The organism is Bacillus sp. z33, assembly GCF_058313615.1.
In genome coordinates this window covers 14266-28037 of the sequence record NZ_JBZFQN010000005.1, presented here as the reverse complement: position 1 = coordinate 28037, position 13772 = coordinate 14266, and the positions used below count along the sequence as shown (strand labels likewise).

The window sequence follows — 13772 nt, the reverse complement described above, 5'->3', positions numbered from 1 at the left end:
TTAATATGGGCATTTTAAGTGGAAACCCACAAAAAGAACCACTGCATTATGGTGAAGTATTTGCTACATGGACATACTTGATGGGTGCACAAGCTATGATCCCAGGCTACCAAACCTTAAAAAATCATACAGGTGATCATGATTTAAAAGGATTATTAGATGACATGATTGACAATGCCAAATCAGAAGTAAAACAGCTTCAAGAGATATTAAAACATAATGGTATTGCTCTACCGCCTGCACCACCTGAAAAACCGGAATCCCAAATTGAAAACATTCCTCCTGGTGCTCGTTTTACAGACCAAGAGGTTTCAGCGCGTGTAACAGCCGATATCGCAGCTGGACTTGTCGCATGTGCTCAAGCTATGGCGCAATGTATCCGTGAAGATATCGGATTAATGTTTGGACAATTCCATATGAAAAAAGCACAGTATGGTGCCGCGCTATTGAAAATAAACAAAGAAAAAGGCTGGTTAGTCCCGCCTCCTCTTCATGTTCTGACTACAACTGAATAAATACTAAAAGAAGGAAGAGAGACATACATGTATTATTACAAAGAAGAGCTAATTAATATCATTAAACCTGATAAGCCAGACCCTCCTGCTGCGAAAGTATTACAGGAAACCTTGGGCGGACAATTTGGGGAAATGCGAACTATGATGCAATTTTTCTTCCAAAGCAATAATTTCAGAGGAAAGGCCACTCAATATCGGGATCTAATCCGAGGCATATTTTTAGAAGAAATTAGTCATGTCGAGCTTGTTCAAAACACCATTAATCAGTTGTTAAATGATTCTGGTCTTTCTTCACAACCAGGTGATGGAGGCGTTGATGGCGCACCTTTGGATGAAGCAATTAAACATGCCAATCCTCATCATTATATAATGGGGGCACAGGCATCTCTACCAGTTGATGCAGGCGGAAATCCATGGAATGGTTCATGGGTATATGACCATGGGAATTTAATAGCCAATCTGTTGAATAATCTCGTGCTTGAATCAACAGGCGTTCTTCAAAAAACAAGAATTTATGAAATGAGCAATAATCAAACGTTTCGGGAGACTCTCGGATTTTTAATCGTCAGGGATAATGCTCATCAAAATGCTTTTGCCAAGGCTCTTGAAACTCTGGGTGTAGATTGGGGTAAACTCTTCCCAGTTCCGAATTATGATATAAATAAATATCCTGAATGTAAGAAATTTGTGGATATGGGCTTCCATAATGCTCAGTTTAACTTCCGATTAGACCCAACGAGAATTGCTGAGGTTTTCCAGGGACAAACACCGAGCAGAAATGGCGGAACACTATCTGTCACTCCCCCACCGCAAGGATTCCCTGTTCCACATTTACCGGATCTGCCAAATGAGCATGCATCTGGATTAAGCGATATGGATAGATAAAAAAAACAGCTACGGTTTCAATTATGAATCCGTAGCTGTTTTTTAATTGAATTTTCTAAATATTTTATTTACATATTAATCACTAAATGTATAAAATTAACATCATAGTGTTAATGCAATAAGAAAAAGGGGGCGGTCAATTGGCATGTTTAAAAAAATGGTTATAGGTATTCTTATGATGGTTCTAACTTGCAGTTTAGTAGGATGCCGAGGCCATTTAAGACAGGATGTTATGGTTATGGGGGAAATTAATGAATATAGTGATAGAAGTGTTATGTTATCACTCTCAAGTACTCTTCTAGAACATTCCATTATCCATGTTACATTAAAAGAAATCGACGATGATAAAATCGCATGGGAGGGATATACAACAGTCAAAGATGGCGGCTTCATAAAGTATGAGTTTAAACGTCCTAAGATTAATCAACAATATAAACTTGAAGTCTTATTTGAGCCCAATAAACAACCAGCATCCATTAAAAATGTATATGGTGCATCAGGAGAATATATAAGAGACGACAGTCCGGGATATAGATCTTATACATATAACGAAGAATTAATGAAAGGAATCATCATGTATGGAGTCATTAACAGCTTTGATGAAGAAACAGAAGGCAAAGGCCAACATCAGTCATGGTACTTGGAATCAGACTTTACCAATTTAGAAAGTATGTTGGAGTAGGTGAATATACATATGAACTATTTAAAAAGATTATCTTCCTTTTTATTGGATTTTATTTTAACTATACTGGCTATCATCTTTATTATTCTAATCTTCAGTTCCATATGGGAATGGAATCAAGCAGACCCATCCATTAGCTTGTGGAATGCATTCACGAACCAGGCCCGGGATATTTACGAAGCATTCCTCTTTATCGATCAAATACAAATTATGATTGAATCAAGCGCATACCCGCTCGTTCCAAAATTTTCGTTGTTTTGGACCAGTCTGAAAGAACCTTTCATTTATACACTGCTTATTTTAGGGGGCACTTTATTAGCAACATTTATCGCAGCCCTATTACTGGAATTATTCCATTACTTTTCATCACGATTCCTTCAGAAAATTTTCCGTGAAATAGCCTTCTTTATTCAATCCATCCCAGATGTCATCATGATTTTTGCGATTCAATTATTTTCAATTTGGATCTTTAAGAAGACCGGTATGCTCATTCTGGATCCTATCGCTTTAGATGAAGACCATGTTTACATCCTGCCTATTCTGGCTCTGTCTATTTTACCAATTTTTATGCTGTTCCAAATGATTGATTTATCAGTCAGTGAAGAAGAAGGAAAAATGTATGTGGAATATGCCTATGCAAAGGGACTTTCCAAAAGCGAGGTTTTTTTTAAACATATTCTTCGCAACACGACTATCACTATTTTTTCAAATCTGCAATATCTACTTTGGTTTATTATCTCAAGCCTGCTCATTCTTGAGCGCTTATTTAATATGGATGGGCTTTTCTCTTTTATAAGAGGGCTGGATATCAAGTTTATTGTTATTGGATTGACATTCTTATTTATTCCCTTCTATTTACTGGATGTATGGGGAAAAACAATTGTTAATCGTGTAATGGGCGGTGGGCAATGATGATGACAAAATTACTTAAGAACCCATCTTTTATCATCGGCTTTCTATTTTTATTTATCCTGATTGTAACGAGCCTGCTCTATCCAGCATGGATCAAGCCGCATCTTGAGCCACCGCCTGAGCTTGTCTATGAAGAGGGTGTCCTTGTGGATAAACCGCCCTACCCTCCAAGCCTGAAGTATCCATTGGGCGTAGACAGAATTGGTCAGGATACATTTTGGAACGTTATAGAAGGAGCTAAATATACATTATTTATTGCTGCTTTAATTGGGACTTTACGAATGGTTCTCGGAATAGGTACAGGCATTTTATACGGACTATATCGTCAACGCTTCAGTTGGGCTATAGAACCTTTAACTCGCGCATTTCGTTTTATTCCAACCATATTAATTGCGATGATGTTTTTTGTATCTGAAAGTGGATTGGGTATACTCTTTAAGCAGTGCTTAATGCTAGCAATCATTACCTTTCTTCCATTGACCTCCGTCATCGGTAATGAGCTGCTTTATTACTTAAAAAACGAATTCATCCATGCATCCCGTCTACTGGGAGGATCGAAGTGGTGGATTATAAAAGTCCATATTATGCATCATCTAAGACCAAGAATGATTGTTATTCTTCTTCAGCAAATTGCCCAATCTCTAGTGTTGCTTGTTCAGCTTGGTGCTTTCCTATTTGTGATTGGCGGCTATGAACTGATAGACCTTGGTCCACCAGGCGATCCTTCTAATATTGCCACTTCTCTTTCACATGAATGGTCAGGGATGATTGGTCTTTCTTATCAAGAATTGCAGTACAATAAATGGATTGTGCTCGGTCCATCACTTGGTTTTGTCTTAAGCTTATTCTCTCTGAACCTAATTTTGAGAGGGATTCAAAACGTACTGACAGACCGCTCCTACATCAAAAAAACAGAGGAACATACTCAGAAAGTGAAGTTGGATCAAAATGGCTTCGAATTGGTTAATCCGATTAAATAAATTTTTAGGATAAGAAAACCCCTTTTTCCGTATACCATGAAAAAGGGGTTTTCTATGGGCGTTATAAAATAAAATAGGAAAATAAATACAATAAAATCATACTAATAAAGATGCATATATTTGATACAGTGCCAATCATCATCGTCGTTCTATATTTAAATTCATGGGCATATGGAATGACAGCAAGACCAATTGGGAGGACTAAACCAATTAAAACGGTGTATTTAAACATATCATCAACCGGCAGGATAAAATATAATGAAATGCCGACTAGTAACCCCAAGCCATAGCGGAATACTAAATATTTGATAATAGGACGAATATATTGCCTTTCAAATGAAAACTTCAAATAGATTCCGAGTAATAACAAGGCCAGTGGCATATTGGCTTTAGATATAATGGTTGCTACATCCAAAAGAACGGCCGGAAGTTGGATATGCCCAAAATTCAGGGTACTCATAATGAGGTAAGTCATTAAAGGAATCGATTTTCCGAATTTCATCAGAACGGAGTGCCACTCCAGTCTCATACCATCTTCAGAAAAATAACTTCCTACTAAATAGGCTAACCCAAATACAATGAATGAGTTACCAACATCAAACATCCCAAAATACAATAATCCCTCTGCCCCCCAAAAGGCTTCAACAAGAGGAAACGCAAAAAGTCCAACATTATATCCTGAGGCAAGCATTAAAAAAGTACCTTTAATCTCTCGTGTCTCTTTTCTAAACACAAAATAAGCCACTGCTGTCGAGAATATTCCATAAAGGACAACAATAAGAGTGATTCCTATTAAAGACAGAGTGATCGTTGAAGTTTGCAAGGATACAATGACCAAGGATGGCAAGGTGATATTAAAAATGATTTTCGAAATAACCGCTCCATCGGATTCTTTTAATATACCAGCTCTTTTAAGAAGGTAACCAAGCGCAATAATAAAAATGATATATATAAATTCCTGATTCAATGCTGTATCCTCCTTTATATCAATCATCTAATTTTATCATTACTATTCCACCTTTTCCCATATAAAAGGATGTCACTTCAGTGTCTTATCTTTTTAAAAAAAAACGATTCACTTTCCCAGGCTTCCGTCATGATGGCGATCATGTCCGCTCACATAGATTGAGATTGTATGTTGCTATTCTGTTCTTAGGACTATTAAACATGAGCAATTTCCTCAGAACTGCTACAATGATTTTAAATTTTTTATGGAATAAAAATTAACCGTTGACCTGAGCAGACAATTTTATCTAATTTAGCGTTTATATAAAGTGGTATATTTCTATTAAATAATCACCGTATCTATCATGTTTACACCTATAAATTTTCGTACAGAATCTGGACTGGATTCATTATCCAAAACATGATTGACCTAACTGCTGTAAAATAGTATTGAATAGAAACTCGTATATTTATTGCAGGAGGTAAAGACTACATGCTACAGGCTATCAAAGATCGTTTAATTGTTTCATGCCAAGCTCTTGAAGATGAGCCACTCCATAGCTCAATGATTATGAGTAAAATGGCGCTTGCTGCGATGGAAGGCGGTGCAGCCGGCATTCGGGCTAATTCGTATGATGACATTGTTGCTATCAAAGAGGAGGTTCCATTACCTGTCATAGGAATCGTGAAGCGTGATTATCCTGATTCACCTGTCTATATTACACCCACACTTCGAGAGGTAAGTGAAATCGTATCTGCCGGAGCAGATATGATTGCCCTGGATGCCACTTATCGGCCTCGACCATCGAAAGTGGAACTCGAATTCTTTGTGCAATCCATCCGCCTTCACTTCCCTAATCAATTACTTATGGCCGATATATCTACTCTTGGTGAAGCCATTGAAGCAGAACGAATTGGTTTTGATTGTATATCTACAACATTGGTAGGTTATACACCGTATACAAGCAGGAAATCTATTTATGATGATGACTACAAATTGTTGCGGGATCTTGTTTCAACTGTCAAAATCCCGGTTATTGCAGAAGGGAATATTTTGAATCCAGAAATGGCCAAACGCTGTTTAGAAGTTGGTGCCCATTCTGTCGTGGTTGGTGGTGCCATTACACGCCCTCATCAAATAACAAAACGATTCACAGATAAAATGAAAGCGTAAGAGGAAGTTTCCCCTTACGCTTTCATTTTATGGATGTGACACGATTAGGGAAAGATTTCCCTCAAGTTCAAAATCACCTATACCAGATGGAAGAATAAAATGAGTGCCTTTTTCTAACGTATATTTCCCCATAGTTGTTTTAAGGACCCCTTCTCCATTAATAACACTAAAAAGCATAAAAGGCTGATTCTGTTGGAAGGAAGTTACTTCACTGATATCCCATTTATAAATGGAGAAAAACTCTGTTTCCACAAATGTTGTCAATTCTGCACCAGGCATCACCGTTTGGGTACTCTGCACCTCAGCATCTTTATGAGGTACCCTGCTCACATCTATTGATTTTTCAATATGAAGTTCTCGTTTTTGCCCCTTTTGATCTTTACGGTCATAGTCATACACACGGTATGTTGTATCAGAGCTTTGTTGTGTTTCAAGCACAAGTGTACCCTCACACAAAGCATGGACCGTTCCACTTGGAACATAGAAGAAGTCTCCAGGCTTAATTGCTACACGACGCAATAAACGATTCCATTCACCCTTTTCAATCATGGACGTAAACTCATCTTTGGATTGCGCAGTATGCCCGTATATCATTTCTGCACCTTCCTTACAATCAATAATGTACCAGCATTCTGTTTTGCCCAGTTCACCGTTTTCATGGAGATTCGCATATTCATCATTCGGGTGGACCTGTACGGATAAATCAGCATTGGCATCCAAAATTTTTGTTAAGAGAGGGAATACCTCCCCTTCCATATTCCCAAATAAATGCCGTTCTTCATTCCATAATTCAATTAAAGTCTTGTCTGCATAAGGTCCATTTTCGATAATCGATGGGCCATTTATATGACCGGAAATCGCCCAGCATTCACCTGTATATTCAGATGGAATATCATATCCAAATTTAGTTCTAAGCTCTGTCCCACCCCAAATTCTTTCTTGAAAAACAGGCTTTAAAAAAAGAGGTCCTGTCATTAATGAATCCCTCCAACACGCAATTATTATGTACATTAATAACTATAATTCAAGGAAGGATCCTTGTCTAATCACAATCTCGCTGTCTTTAAAGGAATAAAATAGAATTAGTAAAGGCAAAAAAAGAAAGCTGAACCCCATATGATTCAGCCTTTCTGCTATTCTCTTTTATCGTGACATTTTCTTCCTGTTTAATCCTTATTTAACAGCTCCACAAGCTATCCGGTCACCGGCATTACCTGATGGCTGTGTTTTTCCATCATCAGGATTTTTATGAATGACTAATGCAGTTCCATCAGAATCGACCAGAGATACATCATCCCCATCAGATAAAGACACATCTTCTGCATTTACTGTAACCTTAGCAACTCCATCCTTATTTACATCAAGATTTGGAAGATCTCCGACATGCGGGCCTCCCTCATGCTCCGCCCCATGCTTTGCATCAGTTGGATTAAAATGTCCGCCAGCAGACTCAAAATCAGGAGCCTCACATATCCCCTTTTCATGGAAATGGAAACCATGCAATCCCGGCGGCAGACCTTTTGCTTCCAATTCAATCACTACCCCCTTTGCTACCTCGTTCAGCTCTGCCGTTCCTATCTTCTCTTTCTTATTGTTATAAATATCAATTACTTTACTCTGTACTTTATCCGACCCGCTATTCTTTGTATCATTTTTAGTTTGCTCGGCCTCTTCTTTATTACAGGCTACCAATAAAATAATCATGAGCATTAACATGAAAACACCAGTCTTTTTAATCATAGATTAGCCTCCTCTTTTAGTATCTTCTTACCATATTTTTCAAATATTAAACGATTTTTCAAAAATTTAAATCCTAAGTCCTGAGTGGGCTCCTAAATGTTTACTCTTTTAGCCCATGACTAAAGATGATTTTCTCTATTGTCTTACCTATTCGTTTTTCGTCTTTCAACTCTAACTAATCTGGTTGCATGGATCGGTTGCTCAAATTTCCTTTTTTCTGAACATTTGTGTTAAAATGTGTTTATTGTACCAACCGTACCAATAAAAACCTTAAATACCAATTTTGCCTCTCCTCGGTACCTCTATTGTTTTGTTAATTCTGTTTATAGAAACTTAGTTAGACTTCTTAACTAGTTACCTATTTTTCTTGCTCTCAACTTCTATTCATTATCTTAACTCTCCTCTTCGAAGATAGATAGAAAGCAAGATTTAACCTGAAGCAGTTTATATCCTAAAAAACATCAAAAGAAGGGAGCTAGAATATGAAAACTTCTAAACTTAAATTTTCATTAGCTACTCAAATTTTAATCGGATTAGTATTAGGAATTATTGTTGGTGCTATTTTTTATCAGAACATAACTGCACAAACGTACTTGCAGCCTCTCGGAGATATATTCCTCAATTTAATTAAAATGATTGTCGTACCTATCATCATCTCCAGTATTATAGTTGCTATAGCAGGCGTTGGAGACATAAAAGCAGTCGGAAAACTTGGTGGTAAATCGCTATTATACTTTGTCTGTGTAACCATGATTGCCATTATAGTAGGTCTGTTATCCGCTAATATTTTTCAACCCGGTAAAGGCGTAAACATGGAAAATTTGGAGAAAACAGATATATCCAGCTATGTTGGGTCTGCTGAAGCCAAGGAAGACCAATCTATTATTGATATGATCGTTCATATTGTTCCAGCCAACCCATTCGAAGCATTTGTGACAACTGATATGCTTGCTATTATCTTCTTCTCTGTCCTTTTCGGACTAGGTGTTGCAGCAGTCGGTGATAGAGCAAAGCCTGTTTATAACTTTTTTGACGGCGTTGCACAAATTATGTTTTATATAACTAACCTCATTATGAAATTTGCACCGATTGGTGTATTTGGATTAATCGGTGTAACGATTTCCAAATTTGGATTAGAATCTCTTATTCCATTAGGAAAGTTAGTTATTACCGTATTTGGAACAATGGCTTTCTTTGTCGTTGTCGTTTTAGGATTGATTGCCAAAGCAGTCGGATATAGTATCTTCCGCTTGTTCAAAGTATTAAAAGCAGAACTTATTCTTGCTTTCTCTACCGCTAGTTCTGAAGCAGTTTTACCAAGAATTATGGATAAAATGGAAAAAGAAGGTTGTCCAAAACATATCTCCACCTTCGTCATACCAACGGGTTATTCCTTTAACCTAGATGGATCCACCTTATACCAAGCCTTGGCAGCTTTGTTTATTGCCCAGATGTACAACATCGATTTATCAGCAATGGATCAAATTACTCTAATGCTTGTTCTCATGATTACATCTAAAGGAATAGCCGGTGTACCGGGAGTTTCCTTCGTCGTCTTATTAGCTACACTTGGCACAGTAGGTATCCCAGTTGAAGGGTTAGCATTTATCGCTGGTATCGACCGTATCCTCGATATGGGCAGAACTGTTGTAAATGTACTGGGTAATGCTCTCGCATCGGTTGTTATCTCTAAATCAGAAAAAGCATTTAACCCTCCTTCTGAGCTAAAGCAGGATGTAATCTAATAAAATTAGAATTCACAGGAAAAGCCTGGATTGATTAACGTCAACCAGGCTTTTTTGCACGCTTAAACTATTTTTTTATAAAAGACCTATGGAAGTTTTTACTCCCCAATTAGCGGCCTCATCTACATTAGGAAGTTGGATCCTACATAAGATTGCGAATGTACCCTACCTCTGCAATCTCCTGAATGCAGGAAGTAAATAAGTAAAAAACTAAAACAGGTAGCAGTCTGAACTTTATTCAATTGAAAAAATCCATCAATTGAAGATTCTGTTCATTCCACTACCTGTTTTATTTAAGGATATATTAAACTGTCTCTTTTCCAAATTGTATTCGATGCAGGTTTGCAAATATCCCATTTTGATTCAGTAATTCTGTGTAAGACCCATCCTCTGCTATGCCCTCTTCAGTCACCACAATCAGGCGGTCGGCATTACGAATGGTCGCTAAGCGATGAGCGATTACTAACGTCGTACGGTTTGCAGCCAGTTCATTTAACGATTGCTGAATGATACTTTCTGTTTCCGTATCTAAGGCAGATGTCGCCTCATCTAAAATGAGAATCGGTGGATTTTTCAAAAACATACGGGCAATGGCAAGTCTTTGCTTCTGCCCTCCTGATAGCTTCAATCCCCGCTCACCGATCTGTGTATTATATCCCTCCGGCAGCTGTTCAATCATTTTTTCCAAATGAGCTTTGCGAGCCGCTTCCTTGATTTCATCAAATGAAGCATCGAGCTTTCCATAAGCAATATTCTCACGTATGGTCCCTGTAAATAAAAAGACATCTTGTTGCACGATCCCGATATGTTTACGAAGTGACTCGGTTGTCATCTCCCTAATATCTATTCCATCTATTTCAATGGAACCAGCGTCCACATCATAAAAGCGTGGAATGAGTGAACAAATCGTGGTTTTTCCGGCTCCGGATGGACCGACAAATGCTGTTGTCTCCCCTGCCTTTAAATGGAGAGAAACACCCTTTAAAACCGGCTTTGATTCATCATAGCTAAAATCAACCTGATTGAAGGATATATTTCCTTTCAAGTCAGATACCACTATTGCATTTTCTTTATCCTGTATATCTGGTTCCTGTTCAATAAGCTCCCGAAAACGTTTAAAGCCTGCCATTCCCTTTGGATAAAGTTCTAGTAATGCACTGATTTTATCAATTGGCTTAATTAGAACATTTGTATATAGAACAAAACTAACCAGTTCTCCATAAGACAGCGTTCCATTAAAGCTGAGCCAGGCTCCCACTATAAGAACCAATAAGGTTAGAATCCTTGTCATCATAAAAATAGAAGAATGTGTCCACGACATCACCTTGTATGCCACAAGCTTAGCAGATCGAAATAACCCATTATTCAGCTCAAAACGAGCCATTTCATACGCTTCATTCGTAAAAGATTGAACAACACGTACCCCGGCTACACTGTCTTCTACTCGGGCATTGACATCAGCAATACGGCCGTACATATTTTTCCAAGCAATGTTCATCTTCATATTACTGAAGGTCACTAACCATATTAAAAACGGAATCATAATGACAGCCACAATCGCTAAGGTTGGATTTATATTAAACATGATGGCAAAGGCTCCGAAGAAGGTCATAATCGCAATGAAGAAATCCTCGGGTCCATGGTGGGCAAATTCACCAATATCAAATAAGTCATTTGTCACACGGCTCATAATATGGCCGGTTTTCGTGTTATCAAAGAATCGAAATGATTGTCGCTGGACATGATTAAAGAGCTCTTGTCTCATGTCTGTCTCAATATTTATACCAAGTTTATGACCCAAATAGTTCACAATAAATTGCAGGAATGTACTCAATACATAAACCGCCAATAATAAAATACTGACCGTAACAACCATGCTCCAATTTCCTGTTGGTAACAATTCATCAATAAACCACTGTACTGCCATTGGGAAAGCCAATTCTAGTAATGCAACTACGATGGCACTAATAAAGTCAATCAAAAATAGCCGCTTATGCGGTTTATAATATGAAAAAAATTTCCCCAGCATCCTACTTGTTCCTCTCTTTTCTATTCTCAATTATCCATTATATCAATATCTCAATAAATTAAATGCACTTTCTGTATAATACAGGAAAATAAATAGCCATACTATGCATAAAAATCACTCTTAACAAACAATCAATCTTTAAACTCTTTTTAAAAGAACTGTAACCAAAATTCAAGTTTGAAACGTGAAAGAATATATATGAATAGATTTTTTTGAACTTTATTTTAAATGATTAAGTCAATCTTAAATCTGATTTATTCTCGCTTAATTAGTGTAGTAATTCTTCCTTTTACAAACTAGTTACAGTTAAATTAAAGCCTGGATTTAGTGGCCTTTCTACACTCCCGCTGGAAATATACAGAGTATAACCAAGAAACATCACTCAAACACAAAGGAGTTTTAGTATGGCAGACAAAATGTCTAGAGAAGAAGCAGGACGTAAAGGCGGATGAGCTACTTCTGCTAACCACAATAAAGAATTCTACCGTGAAATAGGCAAAAAGGGCGGAGAAGCACGGAATAACAATTAATAGCTATGCTTAGAATTCAAGAAGGTGACGTGATTTGATTCACGTCACCTTCTTTTTCATGCTTATTTAATGGTTTTTAAAAGATTATTCATTTCTGTAACTTGTCGTTGTTGTGTAGCAATCTCATTTTGTACAATTGTTCTTAATTCAGGATTTTGAGTATATTTTAGGATGTTTTCACCCATTTGAATACCAGCTTCATGATGCGTGAGCATTTCAGTTAGGTAGTCTCTATTGATATTTCCTGTTAGTTTGGCGCGCTCCAACTTTTTGATCATCGCATTATAAATCTTATTGTAAGCCTGCAAATACGCGGCATCTGCCTGCTTATTAACGATTGGATTGGCTTTCAGTTTGTTCTTCAACTCTTCCATTTTGCTTATTCCATTTAATTGATCCTTAATAATGGAATCTGCCAACTTCTTCACCTCATCATTGGTACCATCATATTTTAATAAATTCTCTGACATGGAAACGGCAGCTTCATGGTGGGGGATCGCTTCATATAAGAAAGCAAGCGTTGGATCTCCTGTTTGGGGTGCCATTGACATCCCTTCCTTCATCACCTGCAAAATACTTCTATAATTATCATAATAGGTCTTCTCCTTAGCACCCATTACCGCATGAACCTGCGAACTAAACGTACATAGGAATATCAGTAATACTGCCATACTTCTTTTTCTCATAAAGAATCCTCCTGAGTTGAGTTGTTATTTCTCTTATTATGTAAAAAAGGCATGATTCCTATGCATTTTATTCACAAAAATGATATATATCTCCTTGTTTCCCTTAACAGAATTCTGATTTTTCATTTGTACTGATGGTACAATATTGAATGCTCTTCACTTTATATCCTGATAACTCGTTGTGATTAACCTGAAGCATGCTCTCTCCTCCTCATTCATAGAATTAAGCAGACTAACAATACATCTAAGTTGTCTATAAGATTCTAAACCTTTTCTATGCAAAAATGGCGGAGTCTTCTCTCAGAGAACCAACGGAAATTCTTGTTTTTTCACCTTATGTTCCCTTCTTCTCTAAAGCCTCTTCAAGAAAGAACATAAATAAAACCACAATGATTTCAACTGTAAAAGGAACGGTAATACTGTCCATAAATTCATCTACCGTATAAATAGTCAACCAGTTAAATATGCAGTTAAACAAAAACTTTACTGCAAATAATTGATAGGGACCAGTTATATAGTTTTTTGATAATTTAACAAGCACCATTGAAAGTGGGTCTAGCACCAAGCCAAGCAAAAATAGAAACACCACAAAAATGAGGAGTGCAGTTCGAGAGTCATACTCTCCCCCAAATAGACTGAAAAAACCTGCGAATCCAAAGTAAGTAACTCCCAACACAAACGATAGGGGCAAGAAAATGATAAGTAATATACCAGCAATATTCGCAACTTTTTCCTTAATTCCCATCTCTCGAAACGGCTTTTCATCATTTGAACTCATGAATGATATTCCCACTTTCAAAAAACTAATATGAATGACTCTATTATAAGCTTCAATAAGTTAGATGAATAGGAATTATATGAATATATTGGAAGACAGTAAATATCTGCATAAGAAAAGACCATCCTCTATACAGTAAAGGACGGTCTTTATAACTTTGTACATGCCGTT

Annotated in this window: 13 protein-coding genes and 1 pseudogene; 8 read left to right on the top strand and 6 right to left on the bottom strand. The window is 37.2% G+C overall.

Annotated features, from left to right (window positions below; translation table 11 throughout):
* The first annotated feature begins 5 nt into the window (after positions 1–5).
* The 5 genes from AC4G3L_RS16045 (at position 6) to AC4G3L_RS16025 (ending at position 3974) form a co-directional block, all read left to right on the top strand.
* Positions 6–515, top strand: coding sequence for a DUF3231 family protein (locus tag AC4G3L_RS16045; protein ID WP_491078002.1), 510 nt, complete (start codon positions 6–8; stop codon positions 513–515).
* A 27-nt stretch (positions 516–542) separates the two neighbouring features.
* Positions 543–1400, top strand: coding sequence for a manganese catalase family protein (locus tag AC4G3L_RS16040; protein WP_491078001.1), 858 nt, complete (start codon positions 543–545; stop codon positions 1398–1400).
* Between the two features lie 145 nt (positions 1401–1545).
* A complete protein-coding gene (locus AC4G3L_RS16035) occupies positions 1546–2082 on the top strand; it encodes a hypothetical protein (protein WP_491078000.1) in 537 nt (178 codons plus the stop codon).
* A gap of 12 nt (positions 2083–2094) precedes the next feature.
* The gene (locus AC4G3L_RS16030) at positions 2095–2994 is read left to right on the top strand and encodes an ABC transporter permease subunit (RefSeq protein WP_491077999.1); all 900 of its coding nucleotides are present in this window, start codon (positions 2095–2097) and stop codon (positions 2992–2994) included.
* Positions 2991–3974: an ABC transporter permease gene (locus tag AC4G3L_RS16025; RefSeq protein WP_491077998.1), complete on the top strand. Its 984-nt coding sequence runs from the start codon at positions 2991–2993 to the stop codon at positions 3972–3974. Before AC4G3L_RS16030 ends, AC4G3L_RS16025 begins: the two co-directional genes overlap by 4 nt.
* Positions 3975–4035: 61 nt before the next feature.
* On the opposite strand, the gene AC4G3L_RS16020 is transcribed toward AC4G3L_RS16025, so the two are convergent.
* Positions 4036–4941, bottom strand: a complete 906-nt coding sequence (locus AC4G3L_RS16020; RefSeq protein ID WP_491077997.1) for an AEC family transporter — start codon at positions 4939–4941, stop codon at positions 4036–4038.
* Positions 4942–5412: 471 nt separating this feature from the next.
* Here AC4G3L_RS16020 and AC4G3L_RS16015 point away from each other — a divergent pair, with 471 nt between their 5' ends.
* A complete protein-coding gene (locus AC4G3L_RS16015) occupies positions 5413–6093 on the top strand; it encodes an N-acetylmannosamine-6-phosphate 2-epimerase (RefSeq protein WP_491077996.1) in 681 nt (226 codons plus the stop codon).
* 27 nt (positions 6094–6120) lie between these two features.
* Here the strand turns inward: AC4G3L_RS16015 and manA are convergent, their stop codons facing one another.
* Complete coding sequence (gene manA, locus AC4G3L_RS16010; RefSeq protein WP_491077995.1) at positions 6121–7068, bottom strand: mannose-6-phosphate isomerase, class I; 948 nt, start codon at positions 7066–7068, stop codon at positions 6121–6123.
* A gap of 198 nt (positions 7069–7266) precedes the next feature.
* Entirely contained in the window at positions 7267–7833 is a 567-nt protein-coding gene (locus tag AC4G3L_RS16005; protein ID WP_491077994.1) for a superoxide dismutase family protein, read from the bottom strand.
* A gap of 482 nt (positions 7834–8315) precedes the next feature.
* Here AC4G3L_RS16005 and AC4G3L_RS16000 point away from each other — a divergent pair, with 482 nt between their 5' ends.
* Positions 8316–9578: a cation:dicarboxylate symporter family transporter gene (locus AC4G3L_RS16000; RefSeq protein ID WP_491077993.1), complete on the top strand. Its 1263-nt coding sequence runs from the start codon at positions 8316–8318 to the stop codon at positions 9576–9578.
* Positions 9579–9882: 304 nt separating this feature from the next.
* Here the strand turns inward: AC4G3L_RS16000 and AC4G3L_RS15995 are convergent, their stop codons facing one another.
* Positions 9883–11607, bottom strand: a complete 1725-nt coding sequence (locus AC4G3L_RS15995; protein WP_491077992.1) for an ABC transporter ATP-binding protein — start codon at positions 11605–11607, stop codon at positions 9883–9885.
* Positions 11608–12011: 404 nt separating this feature from the next.
* Here AC4G3L_RS15995 and AC4G3L_RS15990 point away from each other — a divergent pair.
* A pseudogene (locus AC4G3L_RS15990) lies at positions 12012–12134 on the top strand (KGG domain-containing protein); the annotation flags it as partial.
* 65 nt (positions 12135–12199) lie between these two features.
* On the opposite strand, the gene AC4G3L_RS15985 reads toward AC4G3L_RS15990, so the two are convergent.
* The gene (locus AC4G3L_RS15985; RefSeq protein WP_491077991.1) at positions 12200–12823 is read right to left on the bottom strand and encodes a DUF305 domain-containing protein; all 624 of its coding nucleotides are present in this window, start codon (positions 12821–12823) and stop codon (positions 12200–12202) included.
* A 334-nt stretch (positions 12824–13157) separates the two neighbouring features.
* The gene (locus AC4G3L_RS15980) at positions 13158–13601 is read right to left on the bottom strand and encodes a YrvL family regulatory protein (RefSeq protein WP_491077990.1); all 444 of its coding nucleotides are present in this window, start codon (positions 13599–13601) and stop codon (positions 13158–13160) included.
* Positions 13602–13772: the final 171 nt, after the last annotated feature.

What these genes read in the sequence shown, in the direction of transcription:
- AC4G3L_RS16045 (WP_491078002.1), top strand. Translation starts at nt 6, where the DNA reads ATGGGCATTTTAAGTGGAAACCCACAAAAAGAACCACTGCATTATGGT.
- AC4G3L_RS16040 (WP_491078001.1), top strand. Translation starts at nt 543, where the DNA reads ATGTATTATTACAAAGAAGAGCTAATTAATATCATTAAACCTGATAAG.
- AC4G3L_RS16035 (WP_491078000.1), top strand. Translation starts at nt 1,546, where the DNA reads ATGTTTAAAAAAATGGTTATAGGTATTCTTATGATGGTTCTAACTTGC.
- AC4G3L_RS16030 (WP_491077999.1), top strand. Translation starts at nt 2,095, where the DNA reads ATGAACTATTTAAAAAGATTATCTTCCTTTTTATTGGATTTTATTTTA.
- AC4G3L_RS16025 (WP_491077998.1), top strand. Translation starts at nt 2,991, where the DNA reads ATGATGATGACAAAATTACTTAAGAACCCATCTTTTATCATCGGCTTT.
- AC4G3L_RS16015 (WP_491077996.1), top strand. Translation starts at nt 5,413, where the DNA reads ATGCTACAGGCTATCAAAGATCGTTTAATTGTTTCATGCCAAGCTCTT.
- manA (WP_491077995.1), bottom strand. Translation starts at nt 7,068, where the DNA reads ATGACAGGACCTCTTTTTTTAAAGCCTGTTTTTCAAGAAAGAATTTGG.
- AC4G3L_RS16005 (WP_491077994.1), bottom strand. Translation starts at nt 7,833, where the DNA reads ATGATTAAAAAGACTGGTGTTTTCATGTTAATGCTCATGATTATTTTA.
- AC4G3L_RS16000 (WP_491077993.1), top strand. Translation starts at nt 8,316, where the DNA reads ATGAAAACTTCTAAACTTAAATTTTCATTAGCTACTCAAATTTTAATC.
- AC4G3L_RS15995 (WP_491077992.1), bottom strand. Translation starts at nt 11,607, where the DNA reads ATGCTGGGGAAATTTTTTTCATATTATAAACCGCATAAGCGGCTATTT.
- AC4G3L_RS15985 (WP_491077991.1), bottom strand. Translation starts at nt 12,823, where the DNA reads ATGAGAAAAAGAAGTATGGCAGTATTACTGATATTCCTATGTACGTTT.
- AC4G3L_RS15980 (WP_491077990.1), bottom strand. Translation starts at nt 13,601, where the DNA reads ATGAGTTCAAATGATGAAAAGCCGTTTCGAGAGATGGGAATTAAGGAA.